Genomic DNA, 13,511 nt, shown 5'->3' on the forward strand with positions numbered 1-13,511 from the left:
GATTTCCGCCCGGTCAGGACGACTCGGGGCCGTTCTCGGCGGCCGGGCCGCCGTTCTCGGTGACCGGGGCCTCGGCGGCTCCGGAGCCGTTCAGCGGGATGGAGGCGGCGTGGGCGCCGGCCGGACGGGGCTCCTCCGGGGCCGGGGGCTCGACCAGCCACTCCGGGTTGCTGTGCCGCCGCCACCACTGCCAGATCACGACGCCGCTGCCGATCGCCAGCAGGCCGGCCACGGCGAGACCGGTGGCCAGGCGGTCGCAGCGCTCCTTCCTGGCGTTCCGGGCGGCGAGCTCGCTGATCTCGGCCGAGCTGACGTTGCCCTGGAGGGCGGTCAGCGCGGCGGCGCCGCGGGCCTGGGCCTCCTGGGCCATCGGGCCGACGGTGGTGCGGGCCTGATCGACCGCCTGGGCGACCCTGGGGCCGACGCTGGAGCGCGCCTGGTCGGCGGCCCGGGTGGCGGACAGACGGGCCGCCAGGGCGGCCTCCTGGGCCCGGTGGAGGGCCTTCAGGGTGTTCTGCTGGGCCTCGGGCGACAGATTGGCGAAGGCCTGGCCGAACTGGGGGGCCAGATGCTTGTCGTACTGGATGCGGAGGTTGTGGGCGGCCTGGGAGGCCTTCGGGCCGAAGGCGTCCAAGGCCGGGCCGAGGCGCTGCTTGGCGCCGTCCGCGAACTGTGCGGCGGTGTCCCGGGTCCTGGTGGCCGTCTCTCGGGCCGAATCCGAAAAGCTCACGAGTCTCTCCTCCTGGGTGGCGTCCTTTATGCACATATCCACCTGAATGCTGATCATGCATCCTGATTTGTCCAGGGGCATGTCGGGTTGGGCCGGGCGTGGGCCCCCGCGGGGCGGCAGGGGAGAGGGGAAACCCGGGGAGGGCGGGCCGGGCCGGGCACGGCCCCTGCGGGGCGGCCTCGGGGGGAACGGGGCCGGGAAGGGCGGTGCGGCAGTAGGCTGGCGGCTTTGGAGGCCGTGTACGGGAAGGGGACCCCGCTGATGCTCCCGGACGAGCCGAGGCCGGCGGCCGATCGGTCCCCGGAGGCCGGACCGCCCGGCTGCCACCGGCACCCGCAGACCCCCACCGGGATCTCCTGCACCCGCTGTGAGCGGCCGATCTGCCCGCAATGCATGGTGGCCGCCTCGGTGGGCTTCCAGTGCCCGGAGTGCGTCGGCGCCGGTCACGCCGGGTCGCGGCAGGCGACCACCCGGTTCGGTGGCGCGCTGTCCGCCGACGGCGGGCTGGTCACCCGGCTGCTGATCGGGATCAACATCCTGGTCTGGGTGCTGGCGGCCTACGTGCTGACCCCGCGGCTGGGCCAGACCTGGTCGCTGTTCAGCGCCGGACGGGACATCCTCGGCGGCCCGGCGGGCATCGCCGACGGCCCGCACCAGTGGTACCGGCTGCTGACCGCCACCTTCCTGCACCTGGAGTGGTGGCACGTCGGGATGAACATGCTGGTGCTGTACTGGCTCGGCCCGTCGCTGGAGCAGGCGCTCGGCAGGCTGCGCTTCCTGGCCCTCTACCTGGTCTCCGGCCTGGGCGGCAGCGCCTTCGCCTTCGTGGTGGCCGGCGACTGGATGAACTCGGTGGGCGCCTCCGGGGCGATCTTCGGGCTGATCGGCGCCACGATCGTGATGCAGCTGCGGAACCGGGGCCCGCTCGGCCCGGCGATGGCGTTCCTGGTCTTCAACCTGATCGTCACCTTCTCCCGGCCCGGCATCGACTGGCGGGCGCACCTCGGCGGACTGCTGCTCGGCTCGCTGACGGCGGCCGGCCTGATGTACGCCCCGCGTGAGCGCCGAGGCCTGGTCCAGGCGCTGGCGGTGGCGGGTGCGGTGGCCGTCGAGGCGGGGATGCTGCTCGCCGGGATGGCCCTCTACGGGGCCTGATCCCTCGGACGTTTGTCCACAGCGGGTGCGGGGCTGTGCACGGGCTGTGCGGCCATCCGGTGGTGGACTGTTGTTCTACGCGTGTCCTGCTGTGCGGTTCTCCCGTTTCCGGGCGGTTGTGCACAGCTGTGGAAAGTCGCGGGCGGAAAAGTTATCCACAGGCTGGGGGGACTTTTCCCCAGTGTGGATAACCATGTGGATAAGCGGGACAGCCCGATGATGGGGATGACCGGAACGGCTCTCCGTCCGGCTCCGGACATGCCTGACCGCCGCTCCGGGGCCGACGATCCGAAGCGGCGGGGGACGGCTCGAAGCCGAGCCTCAGGACGGGCGGGCCGTCACTTCCACTGGGTGGAGACGCCGAAGCCGGCGGCGATGAAGCCGAAGCCGACCAGGATGTTCCAGTTCCGCCAGCTCTCGACCGGGTAGCTGCCGCTGGTCACGTAGTAGGTGACGATCCACACCAGCCCGATCAGGAACATCGCCAGCATCAGCGGCGCGACCCAACTACGGCCCGAACTGATCTTCACCGTGGCCGTCGTCGGCGGGGTGTAGTCGGACTTCTTGCGGAGTCGGGACTTCGGCACGAGGAGCTCTCCTGTCGATGCGCTGTGAGACCGCGCGGACGTGCAGCGGGCGAGTCTGCCGGCGCCGACTGCGGGGAGAACGCCCTGGGGACCACTCCGCCGCATGCCACCGGCGTCCGTTAGCGTAGTGGCTCGGCGGGTCTTCAGGAGATAAGGGTACGGTGACTAATTTGTCGATTCCCCCTGAGTCGGCCGGTACCCGCCGCTCCGGCACCCGAATTGTCGGACGTGCCCTGACCTGCGCCGTCTTCGCGCTCGCCGGTCTGCTCTTCTACATCAGCGCGCAGACCGCCCGCGGCACCGACCTGCGGACCGACAACTCGCTGCTCAGCCTCGGCGACGTGGTCCGCCAGCGCAGCGCGCAGAACCAGCAGGCGCAGTCCCAGCTCGCCGACCTCCAGGCCCGTGCCCAGGAGCTCACCGAGCAGCAGGGCCACGACCCCGCCGACGCCGCCCAGCTGGGCGGGCTGCGCTCCGGGGCCGCCTTGGAGCCGCTCCAGGGCGGCGGGCTGACCGTCACCCTCAACGACGCCCCGCCGAACGCCACCGCCCGCATCCCCGGGGTGCCCGAGCCCGGCGTCAACGACCTGGTCATCCACCAGCAGGACATCCAGGCCGTGGTCAACGCGCTGTGGCGGGGCGGCGCCGAGGGCGTCCAGGTGATGGACCAGCGGCTGATCTCCACCAGCGCCGTCCGCTGCGTCGGCAACACCCTGCTGCTCCAGGGCCGGGTCTACTCCCCGCCGTACGTGGTCAAGGCCGTGGGGAGGACCGACGCGCTGCGCTCGGCCGTCGAGGCGGACCCGACGATCCGCAACTACCTCCAGTACGTCCAGGCCTACGGGCTGGGCTGGAAGGTCCAGGAGAGCGGCGAGCTGGCCCTGCCCGGGTACTCCGGCACCACCGAGCTGCGTTCCGCGGACGGCCGGCAGTAGCGGACCTGCCCCGCGGCCGCGGGCGGCGGGTCTACTCTTGACCCCAGTCCGCTACGTCGAGGGAGCACCATGTACGGCTGGATCTGGCGTCACCTCCCGGGTAACACCCTGGTCCGGGCCGTCATCTCGCTGCTCCTCGTGCTGGGGATCGTCTACGTCCTCTTCACCTACGTCTTCCCGTGGGCGGAACCACTGCTCCCCTTCGGCGACGTCACGGTGGACGGCGGCGACGGCGCCACGACCGGCTGAGCCGCCGGCCCCGGCACCCCTTCCAGCACCGCACCCCACGGAGACCACGCGCGCATGACGACCCCGCCGACCCCGCCCCGCATCCTGGTGGTGGACAACTACGACAGCTTCGTCTTCAACCTGGTCCAGTACCTGTACCAGCTCGGCGCCACCTGCGAGGTGGTGCGCAACGACGAGGTGACGGTCGACCACGCCGTCCGCCGTGACGGCACGGAGGGCTTCGACGGGGTGCTGCTCTCCCCCGGGCCCGGCGGCCCGGAGGAGGCCGGGGTCTGCATCGAGATGGTGCACCACTGCGCGCGGATCGGGCTGCCGGTGTTCGGCGTCTGCCTGGGCCTCCAGTCGATCGCGGCCGCGTACGGCGCGGTGGTCGGCCGGGCGCCGGAGCTGCTGCACGGCAAGACCTCTCCGGTCGAGCACGAGGACGGCGGGGTGTTCGCCGGCCTGCCCTCGCCGCTGACCGCGACCCGCTACCACTCGCTCGCGGTCGAACCGGCCACCGTCCCGGCCGAGTTGGTGGTCACCGCGCGCACCGAGAGCGGCGTGATCATGGGCCTGAGGCACCGTGAACTGCTGGTCGAGGGCGTGCAGTTCCACCCCGAGTCGGTGCTCACCGAGGGTGGGCACCGGATGCTCGCCAACTGGCTGGCGGAGTGCGGCTTCCCGCAGGCGGTCGACCGGTCGGCCGGGCTCGCCCCGGTGATCGGCCGGGGCTGACCGGCGTGACCGCGCTGCGTCCGGACGGGCGCTTCCAGCCGGAGGCGGATCCGTACGGCACCGTGCAGCAGTACGGCGGGCACCGGGACGACGGCGCCGGCGGGGCGCCGTACCAGCCGGGGTACCCGGCGCAGACCGTGCCCGAGGACGCCTGGGGCGTGTACGAGCAGGCCCAGGAGCCCATCGTGGACGGGCCCGAGTACCCCTGGCTGCCCGACCAGACCCTCCAGCTGCGGTTGCCCGCCGACCTCGGCGCCGGCGCGTCGGCCGACGAAGCCGCCCCGCCCACCGGCGGCCGGGCCGAGCGCCGCCGCGCCGCCCAGGGCCGCACCTCGCTGCGCTCCGGCAACGGACGGCGCCGGGCGAAGGGCCACGCGGCCGGGCGGGTGCGGCCCAAGGAGTCCCCGCTGGTGGTGGCCGCCCGGGGCGTCGGCGAACTGTGCATCACGCTCGGCCTGGTGATGCTGTTCTTCGTCGCCTACCAGCTCTGGTGGACCAACGTGCAGGCCGACGCGGCCGCCGACGGGGCGCGCAACCGGCTGGAGCAGCAGTTCGACGCGGCCCCGCCGCCCGCGCAGCCCGGGCAGCCGGCCCCGGACCCGAACAAGCCCGAGGTCTTCGAGCCCGGCAAGGGCTTCGCCATCGTCCACCTGCCCAAGCTGGGGCTGAAGTTCCCGATCGCCGAGGGCACCTCCAAGTCGGCCGTGCTCGACAAGGGCCTGGTCGGCCACTACGCCGGCACCGGGATGCCGGCCGACAAGGCGGGCAACTTCGCGCTGGCCGCCCACCGCAACACCCACGGCGAGCCGTTCCGGTACATCAACGAGCTCGGCAAGGGCGACAAGATCGTGGTGGAGACCGCGGCGGGCTACTACACCTACGAGGTCACCGGGGGCATCCCGGAGACCTCCCCCAACAACGTGAGCGTGATCAAGCCGGTGCCGAACGGCGCCGGGTACACCGGTCCTGGCCGCTACATCACGTTGACGACCTGCACCCCGGAGTTCACCTCCAAGTTCCGTCTCATCGTTTTTGGCAAGATGATCGAGGAACGGCCGCGCGCCCAAGGCAAACCGGCCGCGATCACGGGCGGGTAGCCGCCCTGCCGCCCGGCCCGGAGGGGGAGCACCGCAGATGCAGGACGACACCGAGCAATCGGCCGAACCGGTGGAGGAAGCCTTCCCGACGCCCCCACCGGGGGGCGGACGGGGGCGGAGCCGGGCGCTGGTGGCGCTCGGGGTGTTCGGCGAGCTGCTGATCACGATGGGCCTGGTGCTCGGCCTGTTCGTGGCCTACTCGCTGTGGTGGACCAACGTGCAGGCGGACCGCGCGGCCTCCGAGGCCGCCGACCGGCTGCGCGGGAGCTGGGCCGCGGGCCCGACCGCCGGCCCGTCGGCCGCGCCCGGTGGCGCGCCCGCCCCCGCTCCCGGCGCGGACCCGTCCGCCGGTCCGCCCGGCTCCAACGGCGCCGCGGCCGGGCCGAGGCAGTTCGCGGCCGGGGACGACGTCGGCTTCCTGCACGTCCCGGCGATGGGCCGGAACTTCCAGGTGCTGATCCGGATGGGCACCTCCACCGACGTCCTGGACGAGGGCGTGGCGGGCGTCTACGAGCAGCCGTACAAGGCCGCGATGCCCTGGGACGAGCAGGGCAACTTCTCGCTGGCCGCCCACCGGGACGGCCACGGCGCCAAGTTCCACGACCTGGACGCCGTCCACAAGGGCGCCGCGATCGTGGTCGAGACCAAGGACAAGTGGTACGTCTACCGGGTCGACAACACCCTGGCGGAGACCTCCAAGTACGACACCGGCATCGTGGCGCCCGTCCCGGCCCGCTCCGGCTACGCCGGCCCCGGCCGCTACATCACCCTGACCACCTGCACGCCGGTGTACACCTCGCGCTACCGGATGGCCGTCTGGGGCAGCCTGGTGCGGGTGGACGACATGGACGCCAACCGCACCCCGCCGCCGGAGCTGCGCGGCTGAGCCGGAACGGCCGGACGAACGGCCGGACGAACGCCCGAGGGCCCGCCGCGAGCTTCGCGGCGGGCCCTCCGGGGTGCTGGGGGGTTACCCGGCCTCCCGTCCCCGGTTCAGTCGAACCAGGGGAATATGGGAGGCCTAGTGGTCCCCTTTGGGGGGTGTGGTGGTGGGGTCGCCCCCTTTGGGCGGCTCGGCCGCCTTGATCCACAGCTGGATCTGGGTGTTCGGGTCGACCGCGGTGCCGGCCGGCGGGTTGCTCTGCTGCACCGTCGCGTTCGGGTCCGGCTGGCCGTTGACCACGGAGTAGGTCAGGCCGAGCGCCTTCAGTTGGTTCGCGGCGTCGCCGAGCTTGACGTTGGCCAGCGGCGGGACCTGGACCTTCTCCTGCGCCTTGAAGATCGTCAGCGAGATCTTGGTGTTGGCCGGGGCCTTGGTGTTGGCCTGGACCGACTGCGAGGCGACGGTGTTGACCTTGGTCGGGTCGTTGGTCGTCGCGGTCTTCGACGCGTCCACCTGGAAGCCGAGGCCCTGGAGGGTGTTCTGCGCGTCCTCCTTCTGGGCGCCGACCACGTTCGGCACGTTGACCTTGGCCTTGCCCTGCGACACCGTCAGCTTGATCGGGGTGTTCGGGTCGACGGACGCGTTGGCCGCCGGGTCCTGGGCGGTGACGGTGTCCTGCGCCGCGGTGTCGTCGTCCTTGTACTCGGTGGTGACGTTGGCGAAGCCGAGGTCGTTGAGGGCCTTGGTGGCCTGGTCCTTGGGCTTGCCGACCACGCTGGGGACCGGCGCCTTGGCCGGGCCCGAGGAGATCTGCACCGTGATGGTCGCGGTCTCGGCGACCTGGGTGCCCGACGCCGGGTTCTGGGTGCAGACCTGGTCCTTCTTGATGTTGGTGTCCGGGCAGGCGACCTTCTCGCCCTCGGTCACCACCAGCTTGGGACCGGCCCCGGTGGCGGCCGTCTTGGCCTCGGCCAGGGTCTTGCCGACCAGGTTCGGCGCGGTGACCTTCGGCGGGTCCGGCTTCGCCTTGTCGGCGAACATCGCCTGGGCGACGAAGAAGGTGCCGACCAGGACCAGCACGGCGGCCACCGCCAGCACGATCCAGGAGGTGTTGCTCTTCTTCGGCTGGTCCTCGCCCCGCCGGCCGCCGCGGCCGTAGCCGTCGTCGTTGCCGCCGCCCGCGGCGCCGGCGTAGGTCTGCCCGTAGCCGTCGTCCTGGTAGCCGCCCTGCTGCGGGTAGCCGGGCTGTCCGGAGGCCTGCGGCAGGAGGGCGGTCGGGCCGCCGCCGGGCTGCTGCGGCAGCACGTTGGTCTGGCCGTACGGGTCGTGCTGCTGCGGGTAGCCGTTCTGGTCGTAGCCGTAGCCGGCCGCTCCCATGCCGTACGCGGCCTGCTGGGCGGCGGCCACCGGCAGGCCGTCGAGGAAGCGCTCGATGTCGTCGCGCATCTCGTCGGCGGTCTGGTAGCGGTAGTCGCGGTCCTTGGCGAGCGCCTTCAGCACGATCGCGTCGACCTCGGGGCGCACCTCGGGGTCGAAGACGGACGGCGGCTGCGGCTCCTCCCGGACGTGCTGGTAGGCCACCGCGACCGGTGAGTCGCCGACGAACGGCGGGCGGACGGTCAGCAGCTCGTAGAGCAGGCAGCCGGTGGAGTAGAGGTCGGAACGGGCGTCGACCTGCTCGCCCTTGGCCTGCTCGGGGGAGAGGTACTGGGCGGTGCCGATGACGGCCGAGGTCTGCGTCATGGTCATCCCGGCGTCACCCATCGCACGGGCGATGCCGAAGTCCATCACCTTGACGTTGCCCTGCCGGGTCAGCATCACGTTGGCCGGCTTGATGTCGCGGTGCACGATGCCGGCCCGGTGCGAGTACTCCAGGGCCTGGAGGATGCCGATGGTCATCTCCAGCGCCCGCTCGGGCAGCAGCCGTCGGCCGGAGTGCAGCAGCTCGCGCAGCGTGGACCCCTCGACGTACTCCATCACGATGTACGGGATGGAGATGCCGTCGATGTAGTCCTCGCCCGTGTCGTACACGGCGACGATCGCGGGGTGGTTCAGGGACGCCGCGGACTGCGCCTCACGGCGGAAGCGGGCCTGGAACGACGGATCCCGGGCCATGTCGGCCCGGAGCGTCTTCACTGCGACGGAGCGGCCGAGCCGGGTGTCATGGCCGAGGTACACCTCGGCCATGCCGCCGCGTCCGAGGACGCCGCCGAGCTCGTACCTGCCGCCGAGGCGACGAGGCTCTTCCATACTTCCGACCCTCTCCCTCACCCGCCGGTGAGGTTGTGACGTAGGTGTCCCCGCACGCTCCTGGGTGACTCCGCGCGGTCCGCGACCGTTCTCCGGCCGGGCCGTTCGGTGCCTCGCGGGCGGCAACGGGCACACCCGCTGCTGGCGGATACGCTACCGGTCGTGCCGCACCGGGCCTGAGTCAGCCGTCGGCCGATATCAGACCGGTATCCGGACGGGACTGGCCATCGTGACATTCCCCTCACCCCGGACCGGCGCTCCTACTTGCCGAGTGCGGCCTGCATCACCGCCTTGGCGATCGGCGCCGCGAGCCGGCCGCCGCTGATCCCGTCCCGGTTCTGGGAGCCGTCCTCGACCACCACCGCGACCGCGACCGACTGGCCGTCCGGGGTCTTGGCCCAGGACGTGAACCAGGCGAACGGCAGCCCGGCGTTGTCCTCGCCGTGCTGCGCGGTGCCGGTCTTGCCGCCGACCTGGAGGCCGGGGATCTTGGCGTTGGTGCCGGTCCCGTTCTCGACCACCGAGACCATCAGGTCCTGCATCTTCTTCGCGGTGTCCGCGCTCATCGCCTGGGAGAACTGCTTCTCGGTGTGCTTGGAGACGGTGGTCAGCGTGGCCGAGCGCTCCTCGGCCACCAGGTACGGCTGCATCAGGCTGCCGTTGTTGGCGATCGCGGCGGAGACCATGGCCATCTGGAGCGGGGTGGCGCGGGTGTCGTGCTGGCCGATCGAGTCCTGGGCGGTGCCGTCCAGGCTCGCGCTGTCCGGGAAGACGCTCTTCTCGGAGCGGACCGGGGTGTCGATCGTGCTGTTGAAGCCGAACTTCTCGGCCTGCGCCCGCATCCGCTCCTTGCCCAGGTCGGCGCCCATCTTGGCGAAGACCGTGTTGCAGGACTGGTCCATCCCGGACTTGACGGTGGCGTTCTCGCAGCGCTCGTTCGGGCTCTCGTTCTTCAGCTGGGTGTTCGTGCCGGGCAGGATGTACGGCTCGGGCGTGTCGGTGGGGTCGTCGATGCCCTGGTAGCGGCCGTTCTCGAACGCCGCGGTCGCGGTGACCAGCTTGAAGGTCGAGCCGGGCGGATAGGTCTCCTTCAGCGCCCGGTTGAGCGTCGGCTTGTTCGGGTCCGCGTCGAGGGCCTTCCAGGCGTCCTGGTCGGCCTTCTCGCCGCCGGCGAAGGTCCCGGGGTCGTAGGACGGGGTGGAGACCAGCCCGAGGATCGCGCCGGTCTTCGGGTCGACCGCGACCACCGCGCCCTTCTTGTTGCCCATCGCGTCGAAGGCGGCCTTCTGGACCTTGGCGTTGATGGTGGTGACGACGTCGCCGCCGCGCTTCTGCTCGCCGGTCAGCATGTCCAGGGTGTTGCGGAAGAACAGCCGGTCGTCGGTGCCGGAGAGGATGCCGTCCTCCAGGTTCTCCAGCTGGCTGGAGCCGTAGGCCTGGGAGGAGTAGCCGGTCACCGGGGCGTACATCGGGCCGTCGACCCAGGAGCGCTTGTACTTGTAGCGCAGGCCGTCGACGAAGTCGGACCTGGTGACCGGCTGGCCGCTGACGATGATGTTGCCGCGCGGGTGGGCGTACCGGTCGTACAGCTGGCGCTTGTTGTTCTTGTTGGTGGCCCAGGACTCGGCCTGGACGCCCTGCACCCAGTTGGTGCGCACCATCAGGGCCAGGATCAGCACGAGGCAGAAGATCGAGACCCGGCGGATCGGCTTGTTCATCGGACGGGTCCTCCCTGGCCCTCGGGCGCCGGGGCCGGTTCGACCCCGGGTCGGCGGGCGCTGTCGCTGATCTTCAGCAGGATCGCGACCAGCGCCCAGTTGGCGACCACGGACGAACCGCCCTGCGCGAGGAACGGCATGGTCATACCGGTGAGCGGGATCAGCCCGGTGACACCGCCGGCGACGACGAAGACCTGGATCGCCATCGCCGAGGAGAGGCCGACGGCGAACAGCTTGCCGAACGGGTCGCGGGCGGCGAGCGCGGTGCGCAGACCGCGCTGCACCAGCAGCGCGTACAGCAGGAAGATCGCCATCAGGCCGGTCAGCCCGAGTTCCTCGCCGAAGGATCCCAGGATGAAGTCGCTCTTGGCGGCGAAGGCGATCAGCCAGGAACGCCCCTGGCCCAGGCCCGAGCCGGTGACCCCGCCGGAGCCGAGCGCCATCAGCGACTGGCCGATCTGCTCGGTGGCGCCCTTCGGCGGGTTCGGGCCGAAGGCGGCCATCGGGTCGAGCCAGGCGTCGATGCGGACCTTCACGTGGCTGGCGGTCGAGGCGACCGCGACCGCGCCGCCGACCGACATCAGCAGGCCGAACAGGATCCAGCTGGTCCGCTCGGTGGCGACGTAGAGCATCACCACGAACAGCCCGAAGAACAGGAAGGACGTGCCCAGGTCGTTCTCGAAGATCAGGATCAGCAGGCTGAGCAGCCAGATCACGATGATCGGGCCGAGGTCGCGGCCGCGCGGCAGGTACAGGCCCATGAACCGGCGGCTGGCCAGCGCCAGGGCGTCCCGCTTGACCATCAGGTACCCGGCGAAGAACACGGTCAGGACGATCTTGGCGAACTCGCCGGGCTGGATGGAGAAGCTGCCCATCCGGATCCAGATCTTCGCGCCGAAGTCCTCCGCCCGGGACGGGAAGAAGGCCGGCGCGGCGAGCAGCACCAGGGCGACCACCATCGAGATGTAGGTGTAGCGCTGGAGCACCCGGTGGTCCTTCAGCAGGACCATCACCCCGATGAAGCCGGCGATCCCGAGGGCCGACCACATCAGCTGGTTCTCGGCCGCCGGGTAGTTGCCCCGGAGCAGCTTGCCCGCCTTGTCCAGCCGCCAGATCATCACCACCCCGAGCCCGTTCAGCAGGGTGGCGATCGGCAGCATCAGCGGGTCCGCGTACGGCGCGAAGCGGCGCACCAGCAGGTGCGCGACCAGCGCCAGGGCGCCCATGCCGAGCCCGTAACCGAGCATGCCGGCGGGAAGCTTGCCGTCCATCGCGAGGCCGACGTTGGCGTACGCGAGGACCGGCAGCAGCACCGCGAAGACCAGCAGGGCCAGTTCGGTGTTGCGCCGGTTGGGCGCCTCCTGCGGGGAGATGGTGGTGTTGCCCCGCCGTCGGGGGATGGCACGCTCCGCCGCCGCCCGGCGGCGGCCGGCCCGGGTGGGCTGTTCGCTCAGGTCGTAGCTGCTCACGTGGTGACCGCTCCCTGACGGCCGGCACGCCCGCTCGGGGCGGTCCTGGGTCGGATCACGGACGTCACTGCTTCGGGCAGGCGTTGGCCCGGCTGAGCTCGTCGTCGGTCAACGGGGCGTCGCCCTGGGCGCCGGCGGCCGGCGGGGTGGCGCTCGGTGCCGGGACCGGCGTCGCCGGAGCGGTCGGCGCCGGCGTGGTCGCGGGCGCGGTGCTCGGTGCCGTGGCGCCCGGGAGGACCTTCTTCTCGGTCGGGGTCGGCGTGGTCGCCAGGTATGCGGCCGGGGCGGCCTGGCCGGGGGCCGGAGTGGCCTGGGCGGCGGGCTTGGCGGCCCGGCGGCAGAGCTGGACCCAGTTGTCGAGCTCGTTGACCGTCGACTGGGCGTCGTTGAGGCTGCCGACCGAGATGGTCCGCTTCACGTGCGCCTGCTGGTCCTCGGGCAGCCACTTCAGCTGGATCTGGCTGTACGCGGAGTGCACCGAGGACAGGCTCAGCCCGGCCAGGTTCTGGTTGATGCCCTGGTAGATCGCGACGTGGTCGTTCTGGGTGCCGACGTAGTACTGGTCCTGGGTCCACTGGTAGCCGAACCAGCCGGCGCCACCGAGCAGGCCGAGCGCGACCAGGGCGGCCACCGAGATCGTCAGGCCCTTGCGCTTGCGCTTCGGGGGCTGCTCCTCGTCGAAGTCCTCGGTGCCGTACACCGAGGGCTCGCCGGAGCCGTAGCCGTACCCGCCCTCGTAGCCCTCGGCGGGGCCGAAGCCGTCCGGTGCGGTGCCGAAGCCCTCCTCGTAGCCCTCGGCGGGGCCGAAGGCTCCTTGGGGGCCGCGGCCGAGGCCGGCGGCGCGGCCGGCCGGGGTGTCCGCGATCGAGCGGTCGGCGGCGGCCGAGGACGGCGGGGCGTCGGCGACCGCGCCGACCACCACCGGGACGTCGTTGAACTGGCCGCTCATGGTGTCCGTGGCGCCGACGTCGATGACGTCCGCCACGATGCAGGTGATGTTGTCCGGGCCGCCGCCGCGCAGTGCGAGCTGGATCAGCTCCTGCACGGTCTGCTCGGGCGAGTAGTAGCTGCCCAGGGTGTCCTGGAGGGTCTGGTGGCTGACCGGACCGGAGAGGCCGTCGGAGCAGATCAGGTAGCGGTCGCCGGCCCGGACCTCGCGGATCGACAGGTCGGGCTCGACCTGGCCGCGGCCGTCCAGCGCCCGCATCAGCAGCGAGCGCTGCGGGTGGGTCTCGGCCTCCTCGGGCGTGATCCGGCCCTCGTCGACCAGGCGCTGCACCCAGGTGTGGTCCTGGGTGATCTGCGCCAGCGAACCGTCGCGCAGCAGGTAGGCGCGGGAGTCGCCGACGTGCACCATGCCCATCCGCTGGCCCGTCCACAGCATGGCCGTCAGGGTGCAGCCCATGCCCTCCAGCTGCGGGTCCTCCTCGACCATCTGCCGGAGCCGGTCGTTGGCGCCCTGGACGGCGTCGCCCAGCAGGGTCAGCAGGTCGGCGCCCGGCACGTCCTCGTCGAGCCGGACGATCGAGCCGAGCACCTCGGAGGAAGCGACCTCGCCGGCCGCGGCGCCGCCCATGCCGTCGGCCACGGCCAGCAGCCGCGGCCCGGCGTAGCCGGAGTCCTCGTTCCCCTCCCGGATCAGTCCCTTGTGGGAGCCGGCGGCGAAGCGCAGCACCAGGGTCATGCGACCTGTGCCCCCCTCTGGGTCATGGACGGGATGC

General features: G+C 71.8%; 12 protein-coding genes. 6 read left to right on the top strand and 6 right to left on the bottom strand.

Annotated elements, in window-relative coordinates; all coding sequences use genetic code 11:
• Positions 1-13 precede the first annotated feature (13 nt).
• On the bottom strand, positions 14-730 hold the full coding sequence (locus ACFRMQ_RS01560; RefSeq protein WP_380725696.1) for a DUF5324 family protein: 717 nt from the start codon (positions 728-730) through the stop codon (positions 14-16).
• 237 nt (positions 731-967) lie between these two features.
• On the opposite strand from ACFRMQ_RS01560, the gene ACFRMQ_RS01565 reads away from it, so the two are divergent.
• Positions 968-1,885, top strand: coding sequence for a rhomboid family intramembrane serine protease (locus tag ACFRMQ_RS01565; RefSeq protein WP_380725824.1), 918 nt, complete (start codon positions 968-970; stop codon positions 1,883-1,885).
• A 338-nt stretch (positions 1,886-2,223) separates the two neighbouring features.
• Here ACFRMQ_RS01565 and crgA read toward each other — a convergent pair whose 3' ends face one another.
• On the bottom strand, positions 2,224-2,472 hold the full coding sequence (crgA, locus tag ACFRMQ_RS01570) for a cell division protein CrgA (RefSeq protein ID WP_380704593.1): 249 nt from the start codon (positions 2,470-2,472) through the stop codon (positions 2,224-2,226).
• A gap of 170 nt (positions 2,473-2,642) precedes the next feature.
• Here crgA and ACFRMQ_RS01575 point away from each other — a divergent pair, with 170 nt between their 5' ends.
• The 5 genes from ACFRMQ_RS01575 (at position 2,643) to ACFRMQ_RS01595 (ending at position 6,356) form a co-directional block, all read left to right on the top strand.
• Positions 2,643-3,407 carry a DUF881 domain-containing protein gene (locus ACFRMQ_RS01575; protein WP_380725698.1) on the top strand — a complete coding sequence of 255 codons (765 nt, stop codon included), beginning with the start codon at positions 2,643-2,645 and terminating at the stop codon, positions 3,405-3,407.
• 69 nt (positions 3,408-3,476) lie between these two features.
• Complete coding sequence (locus ACFRMQ_RS01580; protein ID WP_380725700.1) at positions 3,477-3,656, top strand: hypothetical protein; 180 nt, start codon at positions 3,477-3,479, stop codon at positions 3,654-3,656.
• Between the two features lie 54 nt (positions 3,657-3,710).
• A complete protein-coding gene (locus ACFRMQ_RS01585) occupies positions 3,711-4,373 on the top strand; it encodes an aminodeoxychorismate/anthranilate synthase component II (protein WP_380725702.1) in 663 nt (220 codons plus the stop codon).
• 5 nt (positions 4,374-4,378) lie between these two features.
• Positions 4,379-5,470, top strand: a complete 1,092-nt coding sequence (locus ACFRMQ_RS01590; RefSeq protein ID WP_380725704.1) for a class E sortase — start codon at positions 4,379-4,381, stop codon at positions 5,468-5,470.
• A gap of 37 nt (positions 5,471-5,507) precedes the next feature.
• Positions 5,508-6,356, top strand: coding sequence for a class E sortase (locus tag ACFRMQ_RS01595; protein WP_380725706.1), 849 nt, complete (start codon positions 5,508-5,510; stop codon positions 6,354-6,356).
• Between the two features lie 135 nt (positions 6,357-6,491).
• On the opposite strand, the gene pknB is transcribed toward ACFRMQ_RS01595, so the two are convergent.
• The 4 genes from pknB to ACFRMQ_RS01615 form a co-directional block, all read right to left on the bottom strand.
• Positions 6,492-8,603 carry a Stk1 family PASTA domain-containing Ser/Thr kinase gene (gene pknB, locus ACFRMQ_RS01600; protein ID WP_380725708.1) on the bottom strand — a complete coding sequence of 704 codons (2,112 nt, stop codon included), beginning with the start codon at positions 8,601-8,603 and terminating at the stop codon, positions 6,492-6,494.
• 260 nt (positions 8,604-8,863) lie between these two features.
• Positions 8,864-10,321, bottom strand: a complete 1,458-nt coding sequence (locus tag ACFRMQ_RS01605; RefSeq protein WP_380725710.1) for a peptidoglycan D,D-transpeptidase FtsI family protein — start codon at positions 10,319-10,321, stop codon at positions 8,864-8,866.
• Complete coding sequence (locus tag ACFRMQ_RS01610; protein ID WP_380725826.1) at positions 10,318-11,721, bottom strand: FtsW/RodA/SpoVE family cell cycle protein; 1,404 nt, start codon at positions 11,719-11,721, stop codon at positions 10,318-10,320. Before ACFRMQ_RS01610 ends, ACFRMQ_RS01605 begins: the two co-directional genes overlap by 4 nt.
• Before the next feature lie 133 nt (positions 11,722-11,854).
• The gene (locus ACFRMQ_RS01615; protein WP_380725712.1) at positions 11,855-13,474 is read right to left on the bottom strand and encodes a protein phosphatase 2C domain-containing protein; all 1,620 of its coding nucleotides are present in this window, start codon (positions 13,472-13,474) and stop codon (positions 11,855-11,857) included.
• Positions 13,475-13,511: the final 37 nt, after the last annotated feature.

Source organism: Kitasatospora sp. NPDC056783, from assembly GCF_042789895.1.
Taxonomy (GTDB): domain Bacteria; phylum Actinomycetota; class Actinomycetes; order Streptomycetales; family Streptomycetaceae; genus Kitasatospora.